26 protein-coding genes are annotated in these 26,695 nt (G+C 40.9%); 16 read left to right on the top strand and 10 right to left on the bottom strand.

Features of this window, described 5'->3' with window-relative positions:
- Nucleotides 1-79: 79 nt before the first annotated feature.
- The 3 genes from BM176_RS14770 to BM176_RS14760 form a co-directional block, all read right to left on the bottom strand.
- Nucleotides 80-2,806 carry a glycosyl hydrolase gene (locus tag BM176_RS14770; RefSeq protein WP_090104265.1) on the bottom strand — a complete coding sequence of 909 codons (2,727 nt, stop codon included), beginning with the start codon at nucleotides 2,804-2,806 and terminating at the stop codon, nucleotides 80-82.
- A 23-nt stretch (nucleotides 2,807-2,829) separates the two neighbouring features.
- Entirely contained in the window at nucleotides 2,830-4,254 is a 1,425-nt protein-coding gene (locus BM176_RS14765) for an arylsulfatase (protein ID WP_255373515.1), read from the bottom strand.
- 78 nt (nucleotides 4,255-4,332) lie between these two features.
- Complete coding sequence (locus tag BM176_RS14760; RefSeq protein ID WP_090104261.1) at nucleotides 4,333-4,890, bottom strand: DcrB-related protein; 558 nt, start codon at nucleotides 4,888-4,890, stop codon at nucleotides 4,333-4,335.
- A 140-nt stretch (nucleotides 4,891-5,030) separates the two neighbouring features.
- On the opposite strand from BM176_RS14760, the gene BM176_RS14755 reads away from it, so the two are divergent.
- The gene (locus tag BM176_RS14755) at nucleotides 5,031-5,969 is read left to right on the top strand and encodes a ring-cleaving dioxygenase (RefSeq protein WP_090104937.1); all 939 of its coding nucleotides are present in this window, start codon (nucleotides 5,031-5,033) and stop codon (nucleotides 5,967-5,969) included.
- 275 nt (nucleotides 5,970-6,244) lie between these two features.
- The gene (locus BM176_RS14750) at nucleotides 6,245-6,706 is read left to right on the top strand and encodes a glycine zipper domain-containing protein (RefSeq protein WP_090104259.1); all 462 of its coding nucleotides are present in this window, start codon (nucleotides 6,245-6,247) and stop codon (nucleotides 6,704-6,706) included.
- A 265-nt stretch (nucleotides 6,707-6,971) separates the two neighbouring features.
- On the opposite strand, the gene BM176_RS14740 is transcribed toward BM176_RS14750, so the two are convergent.
- From BM176_RS14740 to BM176_RS14715, 6 genes are all read right to left on the bottom strand, one after another.
- Nucleotides 6,972-7,940, bottom strand: coding sequence for a YeiH family protein (locus BM176_RS14740; RefSeq protein WP_090104255.1), 969 nt, complete (start codon nucleotides 7,938-7,940; stop codon nucleotides 6,972-6,974).
- 141 nt (nucleotides 7,941-8,081) lie between these two features.
- Nucleotides 8,082-8,972 (bottom strand): DNA-3-methyladenine glycosylase family protein, encoded by an 891-nt coding sequence (locus tag BM176_RS14735; protein ID WP_090104252.1) that lies wholly within the window; start codon nucleotides 8,970-8,972, stop codon nucleotides 8,082-8,084.
- Nucleotides 8,969-9,817, bottom strand: coding sequence for a methylated-DNA--[protein]-cysteine S-methyltransferase (locus tag BM176_RS14730; protein WP_090104250.1), 849 nt, complete (start codon nucleotides 9,815-9,817; stop codon nucleotides 8,969-8,971). Before BM176_RS14730 ends, BM176_RS14735 begins: the two co-directional genes overlap by 4 nt.
- 15 nt (nucleotides 9,818-9,832) lie before the next feature.
- Nucleotides 9,833-10,525: a 2OG-Fe(II) oxygenase gene (locus tag BM176_RS14725; protein ID WP_090104248.1), complete on the bottom strand. Its 693-nt coding sequence runs from the start codon at nucleotides 10,523-10,525 to the stop codon at nucleotides 9,833-9,835.
- Nucleotides 10,526-10,566: 41 nt separating this feature from the next.
- Entirely contained in the window at nucleotides 10,567-11,094 is a 528-nt protein-coding gene (locus tag BM176_RS14720; RefSeq protein WP_090104246.1) for a methylated-DNA--[protein]-cysteine S-methyltransferase, read from the bottom strand.
- A 46-nt stretch (nucleotides 11,095-11,140) separates the two neighbouring features.
- On the bottom strand, nucleotides 11,141-11,983 hold the full coding sequence (locus BM176_RS14715; protein WP_090104244.1) for an alpha-ketoglutarate-dependent dioxygenase AlkB: 843 nt from the start codon (nucleotides 11,981-11,983) through the stop codon (nucleotides 11,141-11,143).
- 741 nt (nucleotides 11,984-12,724) lie between these two features.
- Between BM176_RS14715 and BM176_RS14710 the strand changes: the two genes are divergently transcribed.
- The 6 genes from BM176_RS14710 (at nucleotide 12,725) to BM176_RS14685 (ending at nucleotide 16,748) form a co-directional block, all read left to right on the top strand.
- The gene (locus tag BM176_RS14710) at nucleotides 12,725-13,264 is read left to right on the top strand and encodes a hypothetical protein (protein ID WP_090104242.1); all 540 of its coding nucleotides are present in this window, start codon (nucleotides 12,725-12,727) and stop codon (nucleotides 13,262-13,264) included.
- A gap of 306 nt (nucleotides 13,265-13,570) precedes the next feature.
- Nucleotides 13,571-14,059, top strand: a complete 489-nt coding sequence (locus BM176_RS14705) for a helix-turn-helix domain-containing protein (RefSeq protein ID WP_090104240.1) — start codon at nucleotides 13,571-13,573, stop codon at nucleotides 14,057-14,059.
- Between the two features lie 10 nt (nucleotides 14,060-14,069).
- Nucleotides 14,070-14,516: a hypothetical protein gene (locus tag BM176_RS14700; RefSeq protein WP_090104237.1), complete on the top strand. Its 447-nt coding sequence runs from the start codon at nucleotides 14,070-14,072 to the stop codon at nucleotides 14,514-14,516.
- A gap of 316 nt (nucleotides 14,517-14,832) precedes the next feature.
- Nucleotides 14,833-15,060 (top strand): DUF2798 domain-containing protein, encoded by a 228-nt coding sequence (locus BM176_RS14695; RefSeq protein WP_218162209.1) that lies wholly within the window; start codon nucleotides 14,833-14,835, stop codon nucleotides 15,058-15,060.
- A 17-nt stretch (nucleotides 15,061-15,077) separates the two neighbouring features.
- Complete coding sequence (locus BM176_RS14690) at nucleotides 15,078-15,647, top strand: Crp/Fnr family transcriptional regulator (RefSeq protein WP_090104234.1); 570 nt, start codon at nucleotides 15,078-15,080, stop codon at nucleotides 15,645-15,647.
- A 705-nt stretch (nucleotides 15,648-16,352) separates the two neighbouring features.
- Nucleotides 16,353-16,748, top strand: a complete 396-nt coding sequence (locus BM176_RS14685) for a hypothetical protein (protein ID WP_090104233.1) — start codon at nucleotides 16,353-16,355, stop codon at nucleotides 16,746-16,748.
- Between the two features lie 170 nt (nucleotides 16,749-16,918).
- On the opposite strand, the gene BM176_RS14680 is transcribed toward BM176_RS14685, so the two are convergent.
- On the bottom strand, nucleotides 16,919-17,392 hold the full coding sequence (locus BM176_RS14680) for a hypothetical protein (protein ID WP_090104231.1): 474 nt from the start codon (nucleotides 17,390-17,392) through the stop codon (nucleotides 16,919-16,921).
- Between the two features lie 479 nt (nucleotides 17,393-17,871).
- On the opposite strand from BM176_RS14680, the gene BM176_RS14675 reads away from it, so the two are divergent.
- The 8 genes from BM176_RS14675 to BM176_RS14645 all read left to right on the top strand — a co-directional run bounded on the left by BM176_RS14675 (nucleotide 17,872) and on the right by BM176_RS14645 (nucleotide 26,671).
- A complete protein-coding gene (locus tag BM176_RS14675) occupies nucleotides 17,872-19,173 on the top strand; it encodes a S8 family peptidase (RefSeq protein ID WP_090104229.1) in 1,302 nt (433 codons plus the stop codon).
- Nucleotides 19,174-19,193: 20 nt separating this feature from the next.
- On the top strand, nucleotides 19,194-21,104 hold the full coding sequence (locus BM176_RS14670) for a hypothetical protein (protein ID WP_090104228.1): 1,911 nt from the start codon (nucleotides 19,194-19,196) through the stop codon (nucleotides 21,102-21,104).
- A 129-nt stretch (nucleotides 21,105-21,233) separates the two neighbouring features.
- The gene (locus tag BM176_RS14665; protein WP_177230409.1) at nucleotides 21,234-22,262 is read left to right on the top strand and encodes a hypothetical protein; all 1,029 of its coding nucleotides are present in this window, start codon (nucleotides 21,234-21,236) and stop codon (nucleotides 22,260-22,262) included.
- A 12-nt stretch (nucleotides 22,263-22,274) separates the two neighbouring features.
- Nucleotides 22,275-24,467: a hypothetical protein gene (locus BM176_RS14660; protein ID WP_090104225.1), complete on the top strand. Its 2,193-nt coding sequence runs from the start codon at nucleotides 22,275-22,277 to the stop codon at nucleotides 24,465-24,467.
- A 10-nt stretch (nucleotides 24,468-24,477) separates the two neighbouring features.
- The gene (locus tag BM176_RS32930; RefSeq protein WP_255373514.1) at nucleotides 24,478-24,600 is read left to right on the top strand and encodes a hypothetical protein; all 123 of its coding nucleotides are present in this window, start codon (nucleotides 24,478-24,480) and stop codon (nucleotides 24,598-24,600) included.
- Complete coding sequence (locus tag BM176_RS14655) at nucleotides 24,597-24,875, top strand: hypothetical protein (protein ID WP_090104223.1); 279 nt, start codon at nucleotides 24,597-24,599, stop codon at nucleotides 24,873-24,875. Before BM176_RS32930 ends, BM176_RS14655 begins: the two co-directional genes overlap by 4 nt.
- Entirely contained in the window at nucleotides 24,865-25,605 is a 741-nt protein-coding gene (locus BM176_RS14650; RefSeq protein ID WP_090104221.1) for a hypothetical protein, read from the top strand. The genes BM176_RS14655 and BM176_RS14650 overlap by 11 nt, the downstream gene beginning before the upstream one ends.
- A gap of 31 nt (nucleotides 25,606-25,636) precedes the next feature.
- Nucleotides 25,637-26,671, top strand: coding sequence for a hypothetical protein (locus tag BM176_RS14645; protein ID WP_090104219.1), 1,035 nt, complete (start codon nucleotides 25,637-25,639; stop codon nucleotides 26,669-26,671).
- The last annotated feature ends 24 nt before the right edge of the window (nucleotides 26,672-26,695 follow it).

Genomic DNA, 26,695 nt, shown 5'->3' with positions numbered 1-26,695 from the left:
TTCTTTGATGAGTTATGAAAGTACTAATTTTATCTGGAAAAGTTATCCGTTTTATCAATTTTAACACATAACTTTTGTGTTATATGTATGGCCTTATTACAATAGGCCCTATCAATCCTGAAGGTTGTAATTTCCAACCAGACGCATCAAAATCCTTATAATTGATATTGACGAAATTAATTTCGTGATACCGGCGCCAGGGGATTTTATGCTCATCCATATAACGGATACGGTTAGCCATCAGATTAGCCACTTCTATGCGAATCTCATTCTTTCCCGGTTTCAATAGCGAGCCTATCCTTACCTTAAATGGAATGCTCCATAATATGCCGGCATCTTTCCCGTTTATCCAAACCCTGGCGCTCTCATGTACTTCGCCCAGGTCCAGTATATACTCTTTCGCTTTTAAAGAAGGTATAGTAAAAGACAACTGATAACTTCCCATTCCGGAGAATGATTGAGCAGCAGAATCCGGAAGTGTAGTCCATGACACAAGGCTGGTCATTTGCACAGGAGCAGGTTTAAATGGTCCGCCCGTAATGAACTGCAGTACCCAGTTACCTTGCAATGTAATGGGTTCCTGTGGCTGGTTGAGGTATACCCAATCTTTCAACGCAACAGGCTGATGCAATACTTTCAGGATTAATGCTTCACCAGGCAACAACTGTATTTTGACACCTGATTTGTGAATGAGGGCCTTTCCGTAATTACCCGTTTGTGGGTCCATAATTACGACTGTAGCAGATGTTGCATTCAGGGGGATGTCCTGATCAATTGCTTTTTCCGTATGATTTACGATATAATAATAAGTATCCGCACCTGATTTACGACGGATGAATTTCAATCCCGCATCTGTCAGGGCTTCCCTGTTAATCCCCTGTAATTCCAGCCCCTGCTGAATATCCGGAGCAAGAATAATTTGTCCTTTACCTATTTTCGCAACTCCATTTTCAGCAAAAGGAATGGAAGCCAGCAGGTCTTTAAATTGTTTCCTGCGGCTTTCCAACTCTCCCCATCCTGGCACATCTTCAGGCAAAGCCTCTACCATTACTGTAGCACCCTGGCCGGCAAGTGCAATTATTTTTTGAAGGGTGGCAACCGGCATCAGTGTAGCCGCCGGGATAACCAACACTTTATAAGGAGAAGTATGCGCTGCAGTGCGGATCATTCCTCCATCTGCCACTGCATTGTCCAGGAGTTGATCTGAAACAAAATCCAGTGAGTAGCCCGCTTTTTGCAGATTTACAACCTGTTTGTAAAAGGGAGTAGGATGTAACCATTTGTCGATATCATGCACCTTCAGTGTGATTTCTTTTCCCGCAGGGTCGTGCCAGATATCGTATACCGGCCAGTATACCAACAATTCATTATCAGGTTTACCTGATTGCAGTACAGACTGCACACGGCTGATATAGCCTGTTAATCCAGGCAGATGCGGCCAGAAGCTATTGGATGGAACAAAATTCACGGATGCGTAGAAGAGCCATCCCGGCCATGTCACTGTTTCGGGAGAAAAAGTAGTACCATGAAAAAACACGTGGTTTACCCCTGCAAGAAAACATTGTTCCACTTCAGGTTTGCATTGAGATAAGGATGTTTTAAAGTGTTCAGTAAGCCATGTAAATGTTTCGGAGGAAACCAGCGGATGCCCCGCAACATGTGCTGCCGATGAAGCAAATTTCAGCATCACCGGATCGGGTTCAACATTACGGATATCCGCACTATCGCGGCGAAGTCCGGGAATTGGAAAATATGTAGAACCAAAAGTTTCGCATTCGGGAATATCTACAGCAGCATACAGATCCAATAAATTACCAGGAGATCCGTGTGCCTGATTCTTTGAAATACTTTTATACTCATGCGACCATTGTGTCCAGGGTCTTGTAAAATTATTGAGTAGCAGTTCTGACATTGTTTCCCTGTAATCCGATTTGATGCGTGCTGTTTGTTCTGAGGAATCTTTTTCAGCAAATATGCGGATATATTGTTTCAGGTCATATCCCCTTCTCTTCTCAAACTGTTTAAAGAATCCGGTGGTCCAGTCGGCCCCATACACTTCATAACTATCGTTATAAAAAGCCCTCACACCATGAGGTGTACGATGAAAAGCTGTATCAAAACGGTTGAGATATACTTTTAGTGCTGCTGCAGAAAAGTGATCCAGAGTAAAGCCTTCACCACCCGGAGCCGCACGTTTTACTTTTTGCTGAGTTTTACCATTGAATAAAGCGAACAGGTCCCAGGAGCCTGATGTTGGCGACCAGTTTAATATTCCATTCTTTTCATCTACTTTATCTTTTAGCTGGAGTACCTTCCCTTCATTATAGGCAGTCAGAGCTTCTAATCGTGCCCCTTGCGGCATAGCAATAGAAAGTTCAGCTCCCGGCATAAGGTGAGGATAAGAGAAGATATTCATTTTGGAAGCAGCATATTCCGGTGTTACCTGCGGACCACCAAATGGCCATCCGGTGCCTGTGGTAAGGTCTACCCCCATGTCCAGCCTGGCTGCTGTAGCAACGGTAAAGTCGAGCATATGAATCCATGCAGAAGACAGGTAATTTATATATTGCTTTTCATAACCGATGGCACCATAAATAGGAGCTATTTCAACACCACCAATACCTGCCTGCTGATAGGTGGATAATGAAGCAGCAAGATCCTTTTCGTTCACAGCATTTCCCATCCACCACCAGCGGGTCCATGGTTTCATTTCTTTGGTCAGTTCCGGCCAGATTTTCTGGGCATAGGATAACCGGGACAATAAAATGAGTGATACTGCTATCAGCAGTGTCTTAGGCATTTTCATAACGTTTCATTTACGGGAACTGGTTAATTTTCAATAGCGGACCAGTCAAACTCTTTATTTTCAGCAGGTGTTTTTGCCTGTTGCATGATTGTACTAAATTCTTTCACCTTATCAGGGTTAGCAGCAGCCAGGTCATTCTTCTCGCCGATGTCTGTACGAAGATTGTACAGTTCAAACTTTTCAGGTTTGCCTTTATATTTAAACCGGATTAGTTTCCAATCACCTTTTAGCACGGCTTCCTGCAAATATCCTTCGTTAAACTGCCAGTAAAAATAATCATGTTTGGCGATTTGTTTCCCTCCTGTTAATGATTGTTTAAAAGACAATCCATCAATACCTTTAAGTGTATGCGAATTGGTGAGATCTGTAAAGGTGGGCAGGATATCCCAGAATGCCCATTGCTGATCGCTTACACGGCCTGCAGGCACCTTGCCGGGCGCTCTTACCAGCATTGGCACCCTGATTCCTCCTTCATATAAATCCCTCTTTATACCTCTTAAAGGTCCGTTACTGTTGAAATACTCAGGATCAGCGCCGCCTTCTTTATGCGGACCATTATCACTTGTAAAAAAGATGTAGGTATCATCATCCAGTCCTAATTGTTTAATCAACGCCATCACTTCCCCCACATTGTTATCCAGTTTAGTCATCATAGTTGCAAAAGCAGCATGTGGATTTTTCTGACTACGATAAGTACCTCCATTTTGAAGATACGGTGTTTCGGGCGGGAATTTGCTACTGCCATCAGCATTTAAAAAAGGAACCATATCCTTAGCCGGTGGATCCAGTTCCGCATGTGGTAAGGTTACCGGTAAGAAAAGAAAGAAAGGTTTGTCTTTATTATTTTTGATAAAAGTGATGGCATGTTTCATAATGGCATCATGCGTATATACAGTAGTATCATGTGCAACTTTACTGATCTTTCCACCTTTCACCTCATAAAGGTAATCTGTGTAATAGTCATGTGCATGCCCCTGATTCAGGTAACCAAAGAACTCATCAAAGCCTTTGATTTCAGGAGACCCTGTAGTACCTGCCTCCCCTAGCCCCCATTTACCAAACATACCTGTAGCATAGCCATTCTGTTGCAATAACTGCGCGAGTGTACTATCCTGCGGGCGAATAGGTAAACGGGTATTTCCCCTTATATAGGCATGTCCCATATGCTTCCCTGTTAGTAAAGCACATCTGGAGGGTGCACAAACGGTAGTTCCTGCGTAGAAGTTAGTATAACGGATACCTTCAGTACCTAATCTGTCGATATTTGGTGTAGGAATCCGGCTATTGTGATTATAAGAAGAGAGATTTCCATATCCCAGATCGTCTGCCAGAATGAAGATAATATTGGGTTTAGATTTATTTTTCCGGGTTTGACCAAATGTAGCTGATGTAGAAAAAAGAACACCTGTGATGACAAAAGCCATCACCCTGTAAATTAGAATTTGCATTTCTAAATATTTATTTACAGGGTGAAGCTATAAAAATCTATCAAATTAATAGACTAATATTTTACTAACGGTATTCTATCAGGAAATCGTAAATGATTTCACAACCTCTTCAAATTGTTGCTGGTATTTAGCACGCTGACCTTTAGGCGCTGTAACAGTGATCACATAGGCAATCCCGTTCTTAGGGATAACGGCCATGGTAACGTCCATATCCAGTCCATTCTGGCTATGTGAGTATTCCAGTATTTTTACTTTGCCGCCATTAATTTCCTTTTCACTTTTAGTACCGGCAGAAAAGTTCTGCATGTACTGCCCCATTACGGCAACATTCTTTTCGAAGTATTCATCCAGAGAAGCACCCCGCATAGATTCAGTAACTACATTAATATTTGAACGGAATCCATCCCTGGAAGCCGGCGCAAAGAGGAAGGTAGCTTTAACATCATTCAATGCCGTATCCAGTCTTTGCCAGCCTTCCGGTGTAGTAACCGTGAATTTCTCTGCACCAGCATTGATACCCGGGCTTTTAGCAGCCTGTTCAAATGCCTCCTGTTCTGTTTTTGGGGATTTGGTGTTATTCTGACATGCAGCCAGTACAAATAATCCGGTAGTTAATAGTAGGCACAAATGCTTCATTGATTCCTTTTTAATACCGTTAAAGATACTCAAAAAATGCTCAGTGGTTTGCCTTCTTAGATGAGGCCCTTTTTTCTTGTCATAGATTAATGGTTAGGTTATCAGAATTCCTGAATTTTACATCATTAAATCAAATGATCATGGAAAACAAAATACTGGGCATTCACCACATTACAGCCATCGCCGGCGATGCCAAACGCAATTTCAACTTTTATACCAAAGTTCTTGGACTGCGGTTTATAAAAAGAACTGTAAACTTTGACGATCCGCAAACCTATCATTTCTACTTTGGAGATGAACAGGGTAATCCTGGCAGTATCCTTACTTTCTTTCCATGGGGAAGCGCAGTAAGACAAGGCCGTCGCGGTGCAGGTATGGCTACAGAGATCGGATATTCTGTACCAGAAGGAAGTTTTGATTTCTGGATCAAACGCTTCGAAGAGAATAATGTAATTTATAACAAACCAGCAGAGCGGTTTGGTGAAAAGTATCTTACATTCTTAGATCCGGACGGTCTGAAATTAGAGTTCATCATACCTAAAACACCTGATAACAGGAAGCCTTATGAAACAGCTGAAGTAAAGGCTGATGCTGCTACAAAAGGATTTTATAATACTACGCTGACACTGAATAATATTCAGGCAACTGCGAAGGTACTGACAGAGATCTTTGGATATAAACTGGTAGCCCAGGAAGGTAACCGTTACCGTTATGCCACTGATGCTATTGATACTGCCAATGTCATTGACCTGGTGGAACTGCCTACGGAACAACATGGTTTAGGAGCCAATGGTACAGTACACCACATTGCTTTCCGTGTAAAGGATGACGCCACTCAGATGGCATTCCGTCAGAAGATAGTTGACATGGGATTACAGATCACTCCGCAGATAGACCGTAATTACTTCCACTCTCTGTATTTCAGGGAACCCGGTGGTGTATTGTTTGAAATAGCCACTGACAATCCAGGTTTTACAGTAGATGAACCACTCGAAGAGCTGGGTAAGAATCTTAAATTACCTGCGCAATATGAAGCACACAGGAAAGAGATAGAAGCTCATCTTGCTCGGCTTGATTAGATATAAGTGCTGGTATAATTGCACTAGCGTTAGGTGGATATTACCGGTTCCGGAAGGCTGCTAAAGTAGTGTTTATATGAAAAGGGGGGCATTAATGCCCCCTTTTCATATAAACACCCCACATATTTCTTCCCAGTAAATACTTGAAAAACAAACAAATAACAAAAAAACAGTATTTACACCATTCTATTTATCAACAAAATGAGGGATATTAATAATAATGGCATAATTTTGGCCCGGCGTCTGTTGAAGATTTAAAACCAAATAATCCGGCTATGAAACAGTTAATTTTTACATTAGCAACAACTGTAGTACTTTTCGCCTGCAATAACAAACCTAATCCTGAAGTAGCAGCAGAAAAAGAAAAACAGGCAGTTATAGATTCTATGACTGCAGTGAATGAAAAACAAAGAATCATTGATTCTATGAAGACAGTCAATAAAGTGCATGAACACCATGCTTCTTCGGCTGCGCAGAATGATGGTGTAGTAGGTGGTGGTGGTGAAGGTACCACTGCGGCTCCTGCTGCAACAACCAAGAAAAAGGGATGGAGCCACACTGCTAAAGGTGCCGTTGTTGGTGCTGGTGCCGGTGCAATTACAGGCGCTATCGTAAATAAAAATGATCGTGTGAAAGGTGCTGCAATCGGAACACTCATTGGTGCTGGTACTGGTGCTGGTATAGGCGCGATTGTAGATCATAAGAAAAAGAAACAAGCAGCTGCTGCTAATCAATAGTAGTAGATACTTTTATATTTATAGTAAAGAGAGCCTGTATCACATGCGATACAGGCTCTCTTTATTAGGGTTTGCAATGAAGAACACCCTGGATCCAGGTGGAATTGCGGGCTGTACCCATTTGGTAGTAATTCTATCTGTCTTGATTAAGCGTATGAGCTTTAGAATATTTATTGAACGGTATCAATTGTGTGTCAAATGGCTAAGGCCCGCAATTGCCCACCAGGATCTTCTGATATTCAGACTACCTGCTGACATTGCTTTATTATATTAAAGAAACGATTGCCCACAATGTAACAGCAGAGATACCTCCCCAGAGTATTACTCCCTGTAAAAGAGGCTTAAATCCTACAGACTGCAACACACTGCGGGATAAGCCACAACCAATCAAAAACAACGTAAGCGTTAATCCTGATTTAGCAATATATACCGCGTAACGGCTGAAGCCTCCGATTCCTGGAACATATGAGTTAAGCACCATCGCTAAAACAAACAATCCAATAAAATAAGGCACTTTTAATTTATGGTCCCTGTTTCTGAAAATAAAAGTAGATGAAAAGGCTATTGGAATAATCCATAATGCCCTGGCCAGTTTTATCGTTGTGGCCACTTCCAGTGCTTCACTTCCATATTTCCCGGCGGCCCCTACTACAGAACTGGTATCATGGATAGCAATAGCACACCATAAACCAAACTGGGTCTGTGACAGGTCAAGTGCATGTCCAATTACCGGGAATAAAAACAGTGCAATAGAATTAAGAATGAATATGGTTCCTAAGGCAACGGAGATCTGTTTTTCTTCTGCTTTAATCACCGGAGCAATAGCAGCAATTGCACTACCTCCACAAATAGCTGTACCGGCAGAGATCAGATAAGATGTTTTTTTCTCTATCTTAAAGATTTTCCCCATCAGAAAGCCCATTCCCAATGTAAAGATGATAGAAATAATGGTAAATGAAATGCCTTCCTTACCCGCTTTCATTGCATTGCCCACATTCATACCAAACCCCAGCCCTACTACAGATACCTGTAATAAAATATGTGTGGCTTTATGGTTGAGATGTAAATAAGGATGCCCTATAAACTGTGCGATGATCAGTCCCATTAATAAGGCTACTGGTGGTGAGATGAATGGAGACAAGCAAAAGACCAGTGCCAGTAAAAAGATTAATTCCCTAGTGGTAATGCTCCTATCCAGGATCTGCTTTGTTGTTTTCCGTATTACTCCTTCCATGACAATCCTTTGTTTTGACAATACAAAGCTCACTATAATGGGTGTGATTCAAAAATTGTCATTAGTTATGGGTCATTACTTAAAGTTATACTGTTGTAACCGTGCTTTTATCTTCGTATATTTTAGTTGAGGGATAACAGCTTATCCGTTCTGTGGAGCGAGGCTTCTCCATAAATAAAATACCAGGTAGCTTTCCCAGCCTTTAAAGTACCGGAAAAATTCATTGAGTGCATCAAGGTCTTTTTTATCACTGATAATTTTATGGGCGATCAAAGCATTTAATAAGCCGGCATCACCATAAGGGATGGAAGATGGTATCCTCAACGTTTTCATCAGTGTATAGTTGGCTGTCCAGATACCAATCCCTTTTATTGCGGTGAGTGCCTTTTGTTGCGCGGCTACATCCGGCAATGCCAGTAACAATGCTTTACTCATCCGCTCTTCTTTAAAAACTGTAGCTATACCTATCAGGTATACAACCTTCTGACCGGAGAACTGCATTTCCCTGAGTATATCCGGACTAGCATCCGCCAGTGCTTCCGGCGATGGGAATGTATAATAGTCCTGTCCTTCGTACGTCACTTTCCCTCCATATTTCTCTACCAGGCGTCGCTTGGTTTTATAAGCAAAGGTTAAGTTGATCTGTTGGCCGATGATACACCAGCAGATTGCTTCAAACAGGTCGGGGATACCAATGAGGCGCAGTCCGGCGAAATCCCGGGACATATAAGACACATCTTTATGAGAGGAAAGCTGATCATAAAACTGGCTGAGGTCCCTGCTCAGGTCAAACCACTCATGAATAAAATCTTCAATCGCTTTTTGGGTGACAGCAGTATTATTTCCATGAAGGATGCTCACCACTAATTCCTGTTTACCTTCCCGGATCTCGAACAATACCGGTTGATCATTGATCAGTATGGCCTTCCGTACATAGTCTACACCAGTGGTATGCATACAATCGTCAAAGTTGCGGTTCAGGAACCACAAGCATTCTCTGAAACTAAATGTCCCGTTGATGGGTATATTCATGATGAAAACACTTTACTAGCCTCCCAACCTATCATCGCATTTTTACGCATGCTGCCCCAGTGATACTGCCCTAGTTCACCCGTTGCTTTGATCACGCGGTGACAGGGGATCAGGAATGCCACCGGGTTATTGCCAACGGCGGTACCTACTGCCTGCATAGCCTTTGGATTATTTACCGCACCAGCAATCCCTGAATAGGTGGTTAGTGCCCCCATTGGTACTTTCAGTAAGGTTTCCCATACTTTCAACTGGAAAGCAGTGCCTTTCAGATGTAATTTAATTTCTTTCAGCTTGTTCCAGTCCTGCGTAAAGACAAACAATGCATTTTGCTGGATCTGATCTGCGATCTGGGTATAATGAGCATTGGGAAAATGGCTCAGTAAGTCATTAAAGGCCAGTTCATGTCCCTGATCTGCAAAAGCCATGTAGCAGATCCCCTTACGCGTAGATGCCACTATGATTGTTCCAAAAGGTGTTTCTGCGAAACTATAATTGATTTGTAATTGTTCTCCTCCGTTTTTGTATTCTCCAGGTGTCATGCCTTCCAGTTTCACGAACAGATCATGCAAGCGGCTGGTACCTGATAACCCTGTTTCAAATGCCGCATCCAATAAAGTGGCTTTGTGCCCTTTAAGAATTTCCTTAGCATGCTCAATACTGAGGTATTGAAGGAACTGTTTGGGAGTTACACCCGCCCACTGCCTGAACATCCGTTGAAAATGGAATGGACTTAAGTTAACATGTTCTGCAGCCTGTTCCAGGCTGGGCTGCGATTTGAAGTTAAGCCTGAAATATTCAATGGCCTCAGCAATACGATTGTAATCGATCTCCTGTTGAATTTCCATATTGCAAAATTATGATTAGCTACGTGCATCATGAAAAATAATACCGAGGGTATGCCTCTCGCCGCTGTGCAACGGGCTTACTCCATGTTTCATATTGACACGGTAATATCCTTTGCTTCCTTTTACAGGTCTGAAATTGGTGGTAAAAATGAGCATATCTCCCCGCTCCGGTTGCAGCACATTTGCTTTTGACTGTGCACGAGGAATCTGTTCAGTGAGTACAAACTCCCCTCCTGTATAATCTTCTTCCGGTTGATTTAAGAACAGTACTGCCTGCATCGGAAAGTATATATCACCATATAAATCCTGGTGCAGTGTATTAAACCCACCTTTCCCATATTTCAGAATAAGGATGGTAGGTTTATCCTGTCCTTTTTCCTGACAAATAGTTTTCAGTTCTTCATGATTGGACGGATACCGGGTATCTATGCGCAATACTTCCATCCATTTGTTTGCTACGGGTGCCAGGTACGTATATACTTTTTCCCGGATGCTAGTTATCAGCTCCGGCAAAGGATACTGAAAATATTTATATTCTCCCAGACCAAAGCGATAACGCTCCATGGTAATAGTTTTCCGGTAGGTATTGTCTGCGTTGTAATCGCGAATCAGTTCATCGCATTGAGCTTTGTTTAGAACGTTTTTAACGATGGCAAATCCGTTGTTATTAAGATCAGTGGTGATCTGTTCCCAGTTTTTTAATTGCATATGATTCTTCTTTTAATGTTCTGAGGATAAGCAGGAAGTGGCTAGTTATTCTTATTTGTAGCTTCCCAATGAATAATCGCAGCCTTCCGGTCGCTGCCCCAGTGATAGTTTCCTGTTTCTCCATTGGATTTCACCACCCGGTGACAGGGAATCAGATATGCCACAGGGTTGGCAGCAACAGCTGTCCCTACGGCCCTGGCGAACTTTACATCACCAGCCAGAGCAGCATAAGACAATACATTTCCCGCAGGTATTTCCAGGAGTTTTTTCCAGACAGCCAGTTGAAAGGGAGTTCCCTTTACATGAAGTGTAACCGGCTGAGTATCCTGCTCTTCAAAAATATGTAGTGCATTCTGTTGAAATTCATCCCTGATAATGCCATAGACTGCATTGGGAAATTGTTTTTCCAGCTCAGCAAAAGCCTCTTTTTCATCTCCGTCAGCAAAAGCTATGTAACAAACACCTTTTGATGTTGAAGCGATCAATACCTTTCCAAACCGGGTAGCATTAAAACTGTAACTGATGGTTAGCAGTTGTTCTTCTATCGGAATAATGTGTAATGTTGTCATAATAATCTCTTTATTACAACACAAAACTACAACTGTAAAGGGGGGCTTAAAACCCGGATCTTGCGGTCTTTATGACTCTGAAAGTGAGGTTAATTCTCCCGCCTGTTATTCCAGGCTGTTTGGGGATACTGTGCAGCCAATGATGCTGAGTGCTACCCTTCATTAGCAGGAAGCTGCCATGTGTTAAAGGGATCTTCTTTATCAATGTTTTTTCCTTGTAGTGCTTCAGGCAAAAAGTTCGTGGACTACCGAAGCTTACAGAGCCTATTACCGGATTAACACCCAATTCTTTTTCATTATCGCGGTGCCAACCCATACTATCCTTGCCATCCCTGTAAAAGTTCAGTAGTACGCTTGTGAAGCAGACACCTGCTATTGTTTCTATTTTCGATTTTATTTCGAGTAAAGCGGGTGTCCAGTGATGTGGCTCCATGGTGATTCCGGAATAACTGTAAGGTTTGTCTATATCACCATACCAGGCAGTTAACCGGGGTTGCAGGATACTTTTACCCATAATAAATATGGGTTCCTGTTTCCATTCAATTTCGCGAGATAATAGTTCATAAAGCCGGTCGCTTTCTACTGTTGTAAACAGTTCCGGGTAGAAGTATACTTCTCCATCTTCCGGTAATAAGTTTTGCATCCAATGTTTATATTTTTCAGGCAGACAATGAGCGCAAGGTCTGTAACCATTCGCAATAGCTTCTGCCTCATTTTTGAAAAAGACTCTATTTTCTATCTTCATCCGTTTGCCGGAAGTACAGTTCAGTGTACCATAGATCTTGTTTTTTCTATATCCTCCCAGAGCAATCTCTCCTGAAAGAATTTTATTCTTCAGGTTCCGGCTGATCTCAAACGGGGTGTTCCCTAAACTGCGATGTGCGATCATACGCAAAGATATTGATGAGACGACAAAAGATACAACCCGGATCTTGCTACCTTATACAAAGATAAAAAGCACTAATAGTATTCTCATAAGTAATGAAGGAACATTATTATTTAATATGATGTAGTAATAATACCACCGTTTACAATGAAAAAAATTATTTTATGCCCTCTAATTTAAATTCTTAAAATCAGATTATCAGTCGCGTGGGATTCAGATGGGATTATGCCTGTATCCATTTGCCATCAATTCTATCTCGAATGAACTTACATTTTTACCGGTGCTGTTTTTTTTCAACAGTAATTAATTCAAGATTTTAAATGTATATTACATACTGCTTACCATTGAGCACCTCATCTTTACTAAGATGTCCATTGAAGGTTACCCATTGTTTGAGTTTCTTCAATTATTTTTTTCATACATACTATCCAGTTAAAGTGAAAATTCTACTAATTCTCTATGGGAGTTTCATTGGATTATTTATAGAATGAATTAAAATTTTGTTAACCAGAAAAAGATGCACCATCCAAAGTAAAATCAAAAACATACGGGTAATAATTATTACAAATCCTTCATAAATATTCGGGGAGCAAATCATATTTATTTGATTTGGAAGCATTAATTCGATGTAAACATAAGGATTTGGTTATCAATTATTTAATTAGGTTAAGGTTAAACTCTAGGTATTAGAGGGGGTAAAATTTGAGGGAAATTTAAAAAAATGTCAACTTAAAAGTTGCAAACATGAAAATAAATTGTATTTTTGGGAGGGATTATGATAATGCACTTTATGCAGTCAGGTATGCAGGGAATGATGAGGATGAGTTTACCAGATTGTTTAATTTATGGAATAATGCAGCGTATGTGCATGCATTTTGTCAGGAAAATAAAGATGACTTGCAGGAAGCATTTAAAGGATCAATCACAGTAGAAAAAGCTGCTAATGAAATAAGGGATGAAGCAGTTTTAATGGAAAAGCAGTTATTCTATTATTATGATTGCATAAAATTGCAGCAATTATTTAAACCATTGTCAAACAATGAATTTACGTTATACCCATTACAAAAATCTAAAGCATCTCTTTCAAAAGAAATTCGCAGGCCGAAAATCAGGATCTACGCTATAAGGCTGGCTCCTAATGTTTTTGTTATTACTGGTGGTGGCATCAAGCTAACGGAAACGATGAATGATCGTCCGCATTTAAAGGAAGAATTACGGAAAATTAATTTGGTAAAAGATTGGTTGAAGGAGAAGGGCATTGATGTACCTGAAGCGATAAATTAATTTGGTGAAGGATTGGTTCAAGGAGAAGGGCATTGATGTACCTGAAGCGATAAATTAATTTGGTGAAGGATTGGGTCAAGGAGAAGGGTATTGATGTACCTGAAGCGATAAATTAATTTGGTGAAGGAGAAGGGCTTTGATGTACCTGAAGCGATAAATTAATTTGGTGAAGGAGAAGGGCTTTGATGTACCTGAAGCGATAAATTAATTTGGTGAAGGAGAATATCTTTGATGTACCTGAAGCGATAAATTAATTTGGTGAAGGAGAATATCTTTGATGTACCTAAAGCGATAAATTAATCTGATATGAATTTAAATGAAAAATTAAAAGGGTTAGCTAGTGCCGAGCCCTCAAATTGGAAAAATGAAGCTGCACAAAGGATTGCTACAGAAGGCTGGAGAAAAAAATCGTTCGCTATTGCTGTCAGGATATTAGATGTGCTGCATGAAAGAAAGATGAATCAATCTATGTTAGCTGAACTGATGGGGGTATCCCGGCAGCAGGTTAGCAAAATTGTTAACGGCAATGAAAACTTAACATTTGAAACTATACACAAATTAGAGACGGCTCTAAATATTAATCTGATTAAGATCGAAGAAGAAAACACACAGAGTGTTTTACTGAAGAGTAAATTACATTCCTCCCTGCAGACAGAAACATTACCTGTCAATTCAATTTTGAAAACTCAGGGTGTTTCGAAAGACATCGTTTTCCCCCCGATCCTAATTCATCCCCGTAAACATAATAAGGATGAGTATATAACATATGAAGTAGATAACCACAAAGAACCTTAGCGTTAAACTTATGGCAAAAAAAGCAAAACAACTTAAATACAAATTATTAAGTATAAAAACAGAACAATTTACCACAATTGAGAATATTTACAAAGAAGAAGAAACCACGGAGATAAACACAATAATATCATTTAAATCATCTTCTGATCACAGAATTATAAACAGTATAAGCAAATTTAGTCTATTACAAAAGGAGTCCGTTTTCCTTATACTGGAAGTCTCCTGCTCTTTTGGTATAAAAGATGAAAGCTGGATGCTCATTTGGAATAAGTCGACCGATACAACTACATTGCCACGCAATTTTGCCATCTTATTAGCCGGTTTAAATATTGATACATCCAGGGGCATACTATCTTCCAGAACAGAGCAATCACCCTATAAAGAAGTACTTATTCCAATATTGGATATATCCCACTATATAATCAGCGATGTGGTTATCACATCTATAGAAGGATAAGGCACCTACCTGAGTTCATTAACATATAACCAGCGATGTGGTTATCACATCTATAGAAGGATAAGGTGCTTACCTGAGTTCATTAACATATAACCAGCGATGTGATTATCACATCTATAGAGGGATAAGGCACTTACCTGAGTTCATTAACATATAACCAGCGATGTGGTTATCACATCTATAGGAGGATAAGGTGCTTACCTGAGTTTTTTAACGTGGGCAGTTCAATTGCCGCGACTACATTTCCCATCCATTTATTGACTTACATCAAAAAAAGGCATTACATCCACCCCATCTTTGCATCATAAAATTGAATATGATGAAAAAGAAACATTACAGGTACATCAATACTTTATTTGTGGTGATCCCAATGACGTTGATCATGGCTTTTGTTGGATTAATGCGAAACTATGGTTTTGGTGAAGACTGGTTTATCAAGTTCCTGAAAGCATGGAGCGTTATGCTACCCGTTGCCTATGCAGCTGCATTTATTATTATCCCTAATGCAAGGAAATTGTCTGAGAAACTGGTCAGCAAGGATTAATTTGTATCTTAAATCCTATGTATGAACAACTGACAAAATATATCCTGGATACTATACCGGTTAATGATAATGAACTGGCGTCTATTTTATCTTACTTCCAGCCATTAAAGTCTAAGAAGAATGAGCTATTGATCAATCATGGGCAAAGCAGCCAGCGTATGTTTTTTGTAGAGAACGGTTGTTTACGGATTTTCTTTATCCAGGAAGACGGGCAGGATATTACCAGGTACCTGGCTTTTGAAAAAAACTTCGCTACGGCGTTAGTCAGTTTCATTAGCCAGGAACCTTCTTTGGAATTCATACAGGCATTAGAAGATACAGAATTGTTATCTATTTCCCGCAGGGACTTTCATCATTTACTGGAAACAGTACCCCTTTGGGAAAAGTTTTACAGGCATTATCTTGAACATGCTTATGTTACCAACACAAACCGGCTGATGAGTTTTATAACCATGGATGCAGTGGAACGATACCGGATATTACTTCGGGAGAGCCCGTTAATAATACAACGGCTACCAAATAAGATTGTTGCATCCTACCTGAATATTTCACAGGAAACGCTGAGCAGGATTAAGTCACGGATATAATATTTTACTTAAGGAACAATCTCGTTCTTAACATTGTATTCACGAATGTCCATTTATGATGTAGTAAATTAGTGTATCAGTAAATGTTGATACTTTATTACTTATATCATGAATATCATACTCATTATACTGCTTTTAAGCGCAGCGCCAAAAGAGCCTCCTCACAAGGTATATGTATGCAAATCACCAACCAGCTATGCCTATCATTTAAAATTCTGTAAGGGATTAGAGAGTTGCACACATAGTATAGATACAGTTACAGTAAAAGAAGCAGTAGCCTCAGGACATAATAAATCCTGCAGTTATTGTTTCTAATGTTATGTTAAGCGTAATACATCTAGTTCGGTTCATTGATTTTAAAATGTGAACATAGGATTAATGCGTTATCTCACATGTGATTTGACATTAGTGTATTTTAAACAGATAAGCAGCAATCTGTCTTTTGATCAATGGTGTAGGAAGTAAAGCACTTAGGTGATCGGTTGTGGACTGTTGTGAGCGCTGCTGGTTTTTTAACATGCTGACTGTGCAATTCATTAAAACGTACAATCATCTGCTGGCGTTTTTCTGGGATTAATATTCCTGCAAAATTCAATATTTCTTTCTTACGAGGTTCATGTGATAGCTATCATAAAAAAAACTGATTCCACTCATTGGTCAGCAGCCAGAATAGCTGTAATCTTGTGTAAGCATAAACATTTAATCATGGAAATCTACATTAGTGAAGAGGCTGTTATAGCCAATATTCAGAGTGATTTCCAGGAAATATATCCTTTCCTGCAACTGGCATTCTATCAACAACCACATGAAGTGGGTGAAGCTTGTTGCCCGCAGGAAAAGATCCCTCCTGAAACACCTATAGAGGATATAAGGATCATGCATACTTTTGGCTGGCTGGATGTAAGCAAACATCGTACTGCCGCCGAAATAGAACATGATTTCAGGCACCGGATGGGATTAAGTGTACAGGTATTACATAAATCAGGGGAAATGTGGGTACAAACAACGAAAACGGATTACTGGACATTGCAGCAATTGAATGAAGAAGGGAAACTGGCTGAGCAGCACATCTTTTTTTATCCGGAAGAGCCAGCTGAATAAAACAACATGATATTTGTTAAACAGCCACTAAATGCCTTATGACTATACTCATTCTACGCGAACTAAATTAGAATGAGTATAGTCACAATATAGTATTCTATGTTTTAATGGTTTTAATTCCCTGCCTCTGATTTCCATTGAAGAAACTGAAAAATGTTTATGTAGAAAGCTTATTTACCGCTCTCCTCCCATCGATGTTTTATTCTGTATAGTTTCACTATATATACCACCAATAAAATAAGATCCAACCTGAAAATAACAGTGAATCCATTTGGTGTATCCTGTCTGATAAATATATAGGCGATACAAATTATAATGCCCAGCAGTGCATCTATCTGTGCTATCAAAATCGCCCAGTTTTTCTCAGCCCATAATCCATAGGCAGCAATACCTTTCAACATAAAAAGCGATGCTAAAATTAATCCTGTAGTTGAAAAAACATTCGTTGTTTCAAGGCCATATAAACTCATGATTACCTGCACCCTGAAAATTCTTAATAATATTATGAAAGGCATTAATGCCCCTGCAATCAGAAAGCCCCAGGTAAAAATTCTTATCCATAATGGTAATATAGCCCATCGGCGTTCAACAGGTTTTACATCGTCAAAATCGGAGATAAAAATAGATTCATTCTTTTCTTCCATAAATATAAGTACAATTAAAAACTCATTAAATGTAATATTTATTACATATCTCTTAAAGCTAATTCTCAAAGACAGTGTTTTTATTTTTTTTTGCCGGTTCACTAAATATTTCCTAGCTTCATATCACAGACCCCAGGTATTAGTTCGCACCCCAATATTTCAAGTGATTTCCATAAGTGCTGTTTGAGATTCCAAATAAATTAGTCATAATTATTCTGAACTTTACCGGATCTGCACTGTTTCAATCAACAACATTCATTCAATTAAACAACGATTATTTACAGTTATTCCTTTTAGAAAGGCACTATAACTATAGCTATTCTGTCACCATAAATTACTGATTAAGGCAGTATGGGAAAATTATTGCCTCAATCGAACAATTATCATATCAATAGCAAGGAAATACCCCAAAGTTTACTCCCATATTTTATAGGCTTAAGGCGAATAGTTGATTCTATTATTTCGGTCACTATTGCATCATGAAAGAGCATCTGATTATTAAAGTTGTAGCCGCTGTGCAGGATCAGCTTCCTGAACGGATTCCTTATTGGCTCAACTTTATCAATGATAAAACGAATATCGTTGAGCGGTTTCACCCCGAAATCGACAGAATCTTTGCTGCCAGTAATTATAAGTTCTGGACTACCCGCGAATATAAACCTAACGGACCCGACTGGAGCGCCGATGAAATAAATGCCGACCTACACCTTACTTTCCGTCTTATTTTACAGCAGGATGGAAAGCTACCGGACTCTATTCTCCAACAAATAACACATCTCCCCTTTGTAACAGACTTAAGACCATTGCAGATAGGTACTGCAGAATTTCCCGGAGAAGTAGCAGGTGCTATGGCACTGGTATCTACAGATCCCGGGGATATGATCTATTTACCCTATGCAAAGGAATGGACCAAAGGGGTTCAGAATATACGGGTAGCGGTACTGGACACCGGAGCCAATTTCAGTCATCCGGAACTGGATAATAAAATCGTACTAAGGAAAAACTTTGTAGACCTGCAGGGGCTTGATACATCTGCCTTTATTGGTGATGTATTAAATGTGAATGCGATGCCCGAAGATCAGGTGGGGCATGGCACCCACGTTTCCGGCATTCTGGCTGCCAAAGGACTTAAAATGAACGAAGGCGTATGTCCATCGTGCAGCCTTATGGTAGTAAGGGTATTAGCTGCTATGAAAAGTGGTAACCGGATAGTAGGTGCCGGTATTATCGACAACATCAATAACGGGATCAAGTGGGCGGTAGATAATGGGGCGGATGTAATTAATATGAGTCTGGGAATCAAACATTCCGGCGGAGGGCTTCCTCATGAGGATATTGTAAAATATGCGCTCAGCAAGAATGTTACAATAGTAGCAGCCAGCGGTAATGATGGTACTGAAGAGAAATACTATCCGGGCGCTCTGGATGGTGTTTTTGCAGTAGGTGCAGTAGATAATTCCGGACAGGTGACCGGCTTTACTTCTTATGGAGCCAGTATATCTGTAGTGGCACCGGGCTCCAATATCTACAGTTCTTATCTGAACAATGGTTATGCAGTTTCTTCCGGTACGTCGCAGGCATCTCCCTTTGTGAGTGGGGCTGTGGCACTGTTGAAGTCATATGCTTATGAGAAGGGCCACAAACTGACACATGGAGAAATCAATTATATACTAAGCAATACATCCGACAGGCTTACCAGCAAAGTAAGGGATCAAAGAGCCGGTTACGGCTTGCTTAACCTGGCAGATTCATTCAAACTTTTAAACGCTATTTTATCATAAACTCTTTAAACAAAATGTCAATGGCAACGCTTAATTTTTTCCCATCGTCCAATGGCGTTAAAATACGCAGAACAAATGTTACTACAAATGGCGTCAATGCGGACATTGATGCAAAATTAAAAGAGCAACTGGCGTACCTGGATGATCTTTTAAGTAAACCGGTATTCACGAGAGATGATGATAGCTGGTATGGACCTGATGGCGTAGCAATTGAAGATTTCATTACGTTACCTCTGAAGTCAAGACGTATTTCCCATAAATACAGGGAGGAGCAGCAATGGGAAGAAGGCAGCTTATTGTACAATATATATACTGCCATCAACTCGAACAGCTTTACGGCTAATAATATTACTACTACCGCCAATTACAACCTGGAAGAATACATAGATGCAGAAGATAAACTCTCGCTGCTAAAATTTGATTTTAAAGACCGGTTAGGCAATAACTGGAATAACCTGGACCTGAATACACGTACTATCCTGAATTATCCCGGAGTGATCAATTATCTGCTTGCAATGGGTTATAATTCGGGGTATTCAGAAATTAACGGGTTAACTAATTTCATTTTCGGGAACAGATCAGGGATCCGTAATGTGATTACCTATGGACAAATAAGTACTGCCCGTGAATATATTCATGACGACAAGGTAGATGTAGAATATAATTCGGACACATCTCATGTGATCGTAGATATCCTGAAAGGAAACCCTTCTTTTTCGTCTCTTTCATTCAGGCAATACATTGATAAGATTGTAAGCAATTACGTTTCCAACAGCAAGGAACTTGAGCTGCTTAAGTTCTCCAAATACTACAACGATATTCCGGTAGTGATGATCCCCAAGCTGATCAAGCAGATCAAAGCATCTCTCCTACCGGTAAATAAATCCAATATCGACAACCTACTTCCTATCTTTCTTAACGAGATAGAAAACACACCGGGCTGGGAGGATGATACTACAGACACAGATACTGAAGATACCAGCGGAGCGGACTACAGTGTTAGTTTCCTTGATGATGATGCGGCTGTAGTACAGGTACTGACCAACAACATCCGCTGTGCTGCACAGATGATGTATTCTATGACTCTGGGAGAAGAACTGGACATCTTTAATGTGGTCAATTTCTTCACGCATAAGTATATGGTACGCGGTAATATCCAGATTTCAGATACACAGCTCAGGGAAGACCTGCAGTTGTATGTATTCTCCAATAAATTTACACATCCGAGAACGGGCAAAATCATTGACCGTACACGTCCTGCAGAACGGCAGATGTTCTACAAACAGGTGTTCAATTTCGGCAATGCGCCTGTGACAGAAGATGTGGTAGTAAACAAGGAATTTCCGAAATACTGGCGGATCCTGATTATGGAAGTAGCCAGGTATATACAGCGCGCACAGGATAGTCCTAATCCGGATAGTTATGTATCCAGACAAACAGTGATGCAGGCTGTGGAAGACTTGCAGTATAACCTTTCTACACATTGCTCAGGAATGGCCAATGTGATTTCGCCGATCATTTATGATGAGTTATACTTTGTGATCAAGCGTATACTGAATCATCCTGAAGTTGTGAAACAGCTGGTACCTGCGGGTGGTAACTGGTGGAAAGTAGTAGAGTTGCTTTATGAAGGCATGAAACATCAGCGGCCGAAGACGACCATCCTTTATAACAAAGCTAAGCTGAGTTACGAAATCCTGCACTCAATTGCTGATTACAACCCTGCTACTTTCGAAGACGATAAACTGTTCTCCAGATTTATCAGTAATGTGGATGCCTTCATCATCAGTCAGGCGCAACTGCAGAACAAAGGTGAGGAGGAAGAGAACACTGATGAAACAGAATATAGAAAAGGCAAGGATTATGACGAAGACAGTACGTCTGAAAAACCATCCACTCCTTCCGGAGGAAAAGATGAATGGGATTTTTGAGGAAGATGAATGGGACTTCTGAGGAAGGTGAATGAGGGTTTTGAGGAAGATGAATGGGACTTCTGAGGAAGATGAATGAAATTTCCAGGGAAAATAATATTTATTCTAAACGAACTATAAGCAATGGATATGAATGTAATACCTTCTAAAACACAGATCAGGGAATTGGCCAGAGCACAGGCCAGAGAGGTATTGGGAACAAGTGAGGTTTTTAAAAACATGGGAATGGAGGATCAGAAAAGTATCTATCTCTCCCTGATAGATGATTATACCTCCAGACAAATGAAAAAACATGGTATCGTTGAAAGTATGGCCACAGACAGCGGTAAGCAAATGGGATACAAAGGATATGATCCAGGGTTTACCGGAGATACCAAAGCTTTTACAGAACTGGTGGATGCTGTTGACTTCCCCAAATTTGTGGCCGACCTCCTGAAAGCTGTGTTCGACGCCAACCTCAAGGTGATGAAAACACAGACTGACAGTTATATCAAACTAATGAAAGAGGCGACTAAATCAACTGCTGATTTCATTAAGAAAGTAAAGGATGACGATACCTTTGCACGACTGGCAGAATCCAAGGGAGAGCAATATAATGTAACGACCGAGAAGCAATCTGATGGCAGTACCAAACTGGCGTTGACAAATCCTGAAGGAGAAAAGCATGACCTGGAAGATGCAGAGGTAAAGAAGCATATCCTGGAAGCAAAGATCAATATGGCCAAGGAACACCGTGCTGCATTGAGAGAGGTATTGCTGATGGGTGTAACCCGCCTGGTAGTAGAAAAAGGTGAGATTGATGCACAGGTGGAATTTACCATCAAGGCGAGTCGTGCCAGCACTGCTCATCATGATGATCAGAATATCAATACTGTCAATACGCATGTGGAAGCGGATGGTGGAATCATGGGCGCTATCTTTGGCGGCCCGTCGATGACTGCAGATATTACTAATACCAATATCCAGGTAAATACTTCTGATAAGAAAGCTACCGATGATATGACTGCGACCCTGAAAGGGCATGTGAATATCAAGTTCAAAACAGATTATTTCAAACTGGATAATTTTGCCAATATGTATGCAGATGGTGGCGTAGCAGCTCTAAAACCTGCTGCACAGCCAGCTATTGGAGCTCCGGCAGCGGGTGCTGTCCGTTAATAACTATTTGTTATGGCCTTAGCTATTTTACAATGGGAATCGGCCGACAGTCATGATTACCTCTTTAAGATCGATATCGGTACCAATAACTTTTACCGGTTTAAGATTGGCAGGCAGGTGATTGAGAGAGCGGGCATAAAATGGGTAGATGAGATCTCAAGAGAGACCCCGTTCCGGCAAAAAACGAAACTCACTTTTTTGGGAGATAGCGAGGAAGAAGTACGGCTGCCAAAAAACTATTTTGATCAGGAAAACTGCTATGTACAATTGCTCAGTGCAAAGGATGCACGGGGCACTTCCCCGGCAGTGTCCAAAGTGATCAGGATTCCTGCCGCCCTTCGTCAGATTAATACAGGCAGACTTAATCCATTAACAAGAGCAAGCAGTATTATTATGAGCAGTATAGATTTCAACCCCGTCAGGAATATTTCCCACAGCGAGCAATCATTGTCGCATCAGTCTTCTATAGAAGATTTGCTGGGCAGCCTTGTAAGGGCAGTATTACCTGCAGCGATTAATATGCTGAGTCCTGCGCCCTCATCTTCCGGAGGCACCGCCAGCCCTTCCGGCAATACTACCTCTATGCTGACGAGCTTACTTGGGGCTATGCTCAGGGCTGTAGCTCCGAATATTCCAGGGTTACCCCTGGGAGGATCTTTAAGCGGACAGCAATCTGTAAACGGGCAACGGTTCATGAATGGACAAGGATCTTTCAGCGGACAACAGTCCGTGAATGGGCAACGATTAATGAATGGGCAGAGGTCTTTCAGCGGGGAACAATCCGTGAGTGATAACCGCTTTCATTACTATCAGAATACACAAACAAATAACAAACAGTTTTCAAGACCTTTTATTTTTGGAATAGATGATGCATTGCTGGCTACACTGGCAGGTCCTATCATCCAACAAGGCATGCAACTATTGCCACAATTGATCAATGCTGCGAATCAACATAAGTTGCAGACCCTGCAGGCCAATAACCAGTTGATGACAACCCTGGCAGGTGATGTACAACGCAGGATGATGTTACAGCAGTTAATGCAGAATCAGCCGCAGGCGGCAGCTACCGTAGATCCTGCCGTGCTGGCACAACTGATTGCACAATTACAGAATACTCCCGCACCGGCAGTAGCACCAGCTGCACCGGTTGTAGCCGCCGCTCATTCTTTACAGCAGAGCGCAGGTGGGTATGGTGTTAACGGGCAGCGCGTTCCAGCATATAGTTTAAGTAACGCGGTCATTCTTACCTTCGAATCGCTGAAACTCTCGCCCTCCAATGGGAAAGATGTGTTGCTCCTCCAACTGTCTGACAGACTCGTTTTTAAAATTAAGCTGAATGTAAGCAATGCGCCTAAAAATCCATTGCCAAAAGCTATCTATAATTTCTACTTTAAAGATGCGACTACCAAACAGCTTCTGTTTGAGAAGACCTTTAAGCAGAAAGACATTCGGGCCAATACTGTTATTGAATTTGAATTTCTGAAAAGCGAGCTATCCAATATGCCGCTGCATAAAAATATAGAAGTATTTGCAGAGATGCGCTGGCGTACCAGCAGTGAAAAAGAATACAAAGCAATAGGTAATACCAGCGTTGTTTTTGTCCAGAACTATTTTGTGCAAAATCAGGGTGAAGCAGTTTCTGATGAGAAAGAACTGACGGACATGAAAGTGTATCGTTCCTTCTGGAATAAGATCTGGCAATCCCCTTCTCTTGGTAAGTCCAAATCACTCTGGGAGTTGAATGTAGACGCCCGCTACCTGGTATCATTATCTGCCGAGCAACCTAACAACGGAATAACCAGTACCAAGATAGCTATGGATGAGAAAGACAGTGAAAGTAATACAGACAAGACCGCAGGGAGACTAAAAGCGGGAATAGAATTGAGCATTACAGAGATCAACAAACTGATGGACGGATGGGATGGGAATACACCATTGGAGGATGAAAAGCTGGCCGCCATCCGCAATGCAGATTTTGCCCGGCCCAACACTGCGGAAATGATTTACAATATTAAACTGAAAGGCAGAACTTATGAGCAGGGAATGGTATGGATAGTACCAGTATTCAGGCTGTTCGAGATCACACTCGGCAAAGTGGAATCTCTTACACCAGAAGGGTATGTAAACCAGGTGAGCAGCACCAAAGTAAAATTCCCGCTACCAGTAAGTGCAAGAATACTCGGCATCAAATCCAATAACCAATAAATATCATAACATGTCTGAAGAAGAAGAGGAAGAAAAAACGACAACAGATGTTGCTTACACATTTGACGGATATGACATTGAAGTGAACGTAAAAGTAGTGCTGAATCCTGTTAATAAACCCGGCAAGTCATGATAGACGAAGCCTTTTTGCCCTTCCGGGACCTGGTAGATAAAATACTGGATATTCCAGGTGCAAATATCGTTGATGAAGAAAGCGGTATTCATTCTTTTATTTACGAGATAGAGATAGGCACTCCCATAGAACTGGATATTAGTGTAGACGATGAAGGGAAGGTAAAAATAGGCAGTGTACCTCCCCTTTACAGGGTGAACAGCAGTTTCCGTCCTTCGTATCACAGCATTACAATAAAAGCTGAAAAATATACCCCACCGGAAAATGGCGAATGATAATAATAAATACTGGAACCTTGAAGATTTTGTAGACTCACTGGTAGTAGAGCTGGATAAAACCCGCGAAACACTGGCTATCAAAGCTATTAATAAACCGCTGACCTATACAGTAAAGGATCTGGCTATTGACCTGAATATCTTTCCCACTTTTGATGGAGATCAGATCAGGTTCATCACCGCACAACCGGGGCAGGAAGGCGCTTCCAAGGTAAATATTCAGTTAGGTTCTATCACAGATCAGCAGGTAAGAGCCACAACTAAAATGTCGGGGTTAAAAAATGATACTAAAATAGAAGAGATAGGTGTAGATCAGAAAACGCGCAATAAGCTAAGAAAGATGGGCGTAAATTCTGTGGATGATCTGAAACAGATAGAACGAAAACAGGTGGATATTCAACGGGCATCAGATAATGAAATAGATTATAAGACACTGGCGAACGAGATTCAGAAATCAAAGAGAGGTCAGACTCCACCAAAGGTAAATGCAGTGAGTTTGTCGGTAGATGAAAACAACCGTCCATTCCTGCATATACGGGGAGAAAATCTTACACTGAATCCGCAGTTTCCACCGGTAACTGTTATCAATAATAACCTGGCGGAAGTACTGGAATTTAATGCTCATGAGTTAAAGATACTATTATCGAAAGATCATATCACACAAACAGAATCTGAGCTCATTATGACCTTTGATCCTTACACACTTGTGAAAATGAATATCAGGATTTAGAAAGTCTCAGCATTTAAAAAGTTACTGGCATATGAAGAAGAAAAAAACATCTTATACTTGCTACGATGATATGCTGTGCGATTACTATGGCGGTCGTAGACCATCCAGGCAAAGACGCAGATCCGTAGCAAAGAGTTTTGATAATGGCGAAGTTATTCCCGGTAAAGACACGGAGCCTTTTCAGGAATATGTTGTAGCTGCTTCTGTAGATAAAGACGGAGATATTTTTGAAGAATATGTGGTACAGGCATCTGTTATCAAGAGCAGTAATCCTAGTCCTCACGAAGAATATATTGTGTATTCATCCTCCTATGAGGATGAAATAACTTATTCGCCGGTTAGTCATAACCAGGATTTGCAAACGAATGTGCTGGACCCTTTATCCAGTAGTAAATCTGCACCGGAGACTATTACACCTGATCGTCCTTCTTATACTCCAACCTATACTCCTTCTTATACTCCATCTTATACTCCGGGTGTGCCGGAAACACCTGAGTCCCCTGATACAGCCGGCTTAATCGAAGATCTGAAACAGATGCGCGGAGCAGAGGCCAAGCCGGCTGACAATAGTGGTTCTTTATCTTCCAAAGAAGAAGATATTGTGAATGATCTTCAAGCTATTCTTTCAGGTAAGAAAGTATATGATCCCACGGCGAAAAAGACTGTAAACCGGGATGATCTGGGTAAGCAGCAATCAGTTAATACGCCTCCTCCCCCGGCAGGCAATGATCCTTCTGTGAAGAATGAACATGCTATCTTCGATCGTATAGCACAGAATATGCAATATGCCAATGCTTATAATCTCGGTACTATACAAGTAGATACAGAAGAATTGAATAACCGGTTCAATGATTTCGAATGCACACCACCTAAGCCGCTCAAACGGCCTGCATCACCACCACCATCATCGCCACCGCCTGCTAATGTAAGCAAGGAGGAATCATTCGACCCCACTGAGTTTTTAAATGACCTGGAAAATATGCATAAACAGAGCAACCCGGCACCAAGTACACAGATGAGCCCTCCGGCTGCCAGTGATGCTGACAGCACTTTGAATCAGGAATGATGATTTAATTTTTAAAGACTAATC

Origin of the sequence: Chitinophaga sp. CF118 (genome assembly GCF_900112615.1) — a bacterium.
Lineage (GTDB): Bacteria > Bacteroidota > Bacteroidia > Chitinophagales > Chitinophagaceae > Chitinophaga.
This window is presented reverse-complemented; position numbering and strand designations above follow the sequence as displayed.

Excerpts from the sequence above, each read along its gene's own strand:
- BM176_RS14760 (WP_090104261.1), bottom strand. The coding sequence starts at position 4,890 with ATGAAGCATTTGTGCCTACTATTAACTACCGGATTATTTGTACTGGCT.
- BM176_RS14705 (WP_090104240.1), top strand. The coding sequence starts at position 13,571 with ATGAATTTAAATGAAAAATTAAAAGGGTTAGCTAGTGCCGAGCCCTCA.
- BM176_RS14675 (WP_090104229.1), top strand. The coding sequence starts at position 17,872 with ATGAAAGAGCATCTGATTATTAAAGTTGTAGCCGCTGTGCAGGATCAG.
- BM176_RS14715 (WP_090104244.1), bottom strand. The coding sequence starts at position 11,983 with ATGATCGCACATCGCAGTTTAGGGAACACCCCGTTTGAGATCAGCCGG.
- BM176_RS14710 (WP_090104242.1), top strand. The coding sequence starts at position 12,725 with ATGAAAATAAATTGTATTTTTGGGAGGGATTATGATAATGCACTTTAT.
- BM176_RS14690 (WP_090104234.1), top strand. The coding sequence starts at position 15,078 with ATGTATGAACAACTGACAAAATATATCCTGGATACTATACCGGTTAAT.
- BM176_RS14660 (WP_090104225.1), top strand. The coding sequence starts at position 22,275 with ATGGCCTTAGCTATTTTACAATGGGAATCGGCCGACAGTCATGATTAC.
- BM176_RS14750 (WP_090104259.1), top strand. The coding sequence starts at position 6,245 with ATGAAACAGTTAATTTTTACATTAGCAACAACTGTAGTACTTTTCGCC.
- BM176_RS14655 (WP_090104223.1), top strand. The coding sequence starts at position 24,597 with ATGATAGACGAAGCCTTTTTGCCCTTCCGGGACCTGGTAGATAAAATA.
- BM176_RS14735 (WP_090104252.1), bottom strand. The coding sequence starts at position 8,972 with ATGAATATACCCATCAACGGGACATTTAGTTTCAGAGAATGCTTGTGG.
- BM176_RS14730 (WP_090104250.1), bottom strand. The coding sequence starts at position 9,817 with ATGGAAATTCAACAGGAGATCGATTACAATCGTATTGCTGAGGCCATT.
- BM176_RS14725 (WP_090104248.1), bottom strand. The coding sequence starts at position 10,525 with ATGCAATTAAAAAACTGGGAACAGATCACCACTGATCTTAATAACAAC.
- BM176_RS14740 (WP_090104255.1), bottom strand. The coding sequence starts at position 7,940 with ATGGAAGGAGTAATACGGAAAACAACAAAGCAGATCCTGGATAGGAGC.
- BM176_RS14755 (WP_090104937.1), top strand. The coding sequence starts at position 5,031 with ATGGAAAACAAAATACTGGGCATTCACCACATTACAGCCATCGCCGGC.
- BM176_RS14670 (WP_090104228.1), top strand. The coding sequence starts at position 19,194 with ATGGCAACGCTTAATTTTTTCCCATCGTCCAATGGCGTTAAAATACGC.
- BM176_RS14700 (WP_090104237.1), top strand. The coding sequence starts at position 14,070 with ATGGCAAAAAAAGCAAAACAACTTAAATACAAATTATTAAGTATAAAA.
- BM176_RS32930 (WP_255373514.1), top strand. The coding sequence starts at position 24,478 with ATGTCTGAAGAAGAAGAGGAAGAAAAAACGACAACAGATGTTGCTTAC.
- BM176_RS14645 (WP_090104219.1), top strand. The coding sequence starts at position 25,637 with ATGAAGAAGAAAAAAACATCTTATACTTGCTACGATGATATGCTGTGC.
- BM176_RS14685 (WP_090104233.1), top strand. The coding sequence starts at position 16,353 with ATGGAAATCTACATTAGTGAAGAGGCTGTTATAGCCAATATTCAGAGT.
- BM176_RS14665 (WP_177230409.1), top strand. The coding sequence starts at position 21,234 with ATGAATGTAATACCTTCTAAAACACAGATCAGGGAATTGGCCAGAGCA.
- BM176_RS14720 (WP_090104246.1), bottom strand. The coding sequence starts at position 11,094 with ATGACAACATTACACATTATTCCGATAGAAGAACAACTGCTAACCATC.
- BM176_RS14680 (WP_090104231.1), bottom strand. The coding sequence starts at position 17,392 with ATGGAAGAAAAGAATGAATCTATTTTTATCTCCGATTTTGACGATGTA.
- BM176_RS14765 (WP_255373515.1), bottom strand. The coding sequence starts at position 4,254 with ATGCAAATTCTAATTTACAGGGTGATGGCTTTTGTCATCACAGGTGTT.
- BM176_RS14650 (WP_090104221.1), top strand. The coding sequence starts at position 24,865 with ATGGCGAATGATAATAATAAATACTGGAACCTTGAAGATTTTGTAGAC.
- BM176_RS14770 (WP_090104265.1), bottom strand. The coding sequence starts at position 2,806 with ATGAAAATGCCTAAGACACTGCTGATAGCAGTATCACTCATTTTATTG.
- BM176_RS14695 (WP_218162209.1), top strand. The coding sequence starts at position 14,833 with ATGATGAAAAAGAAACATTACAGGTACATCAATACTTTATTTGTGGTG.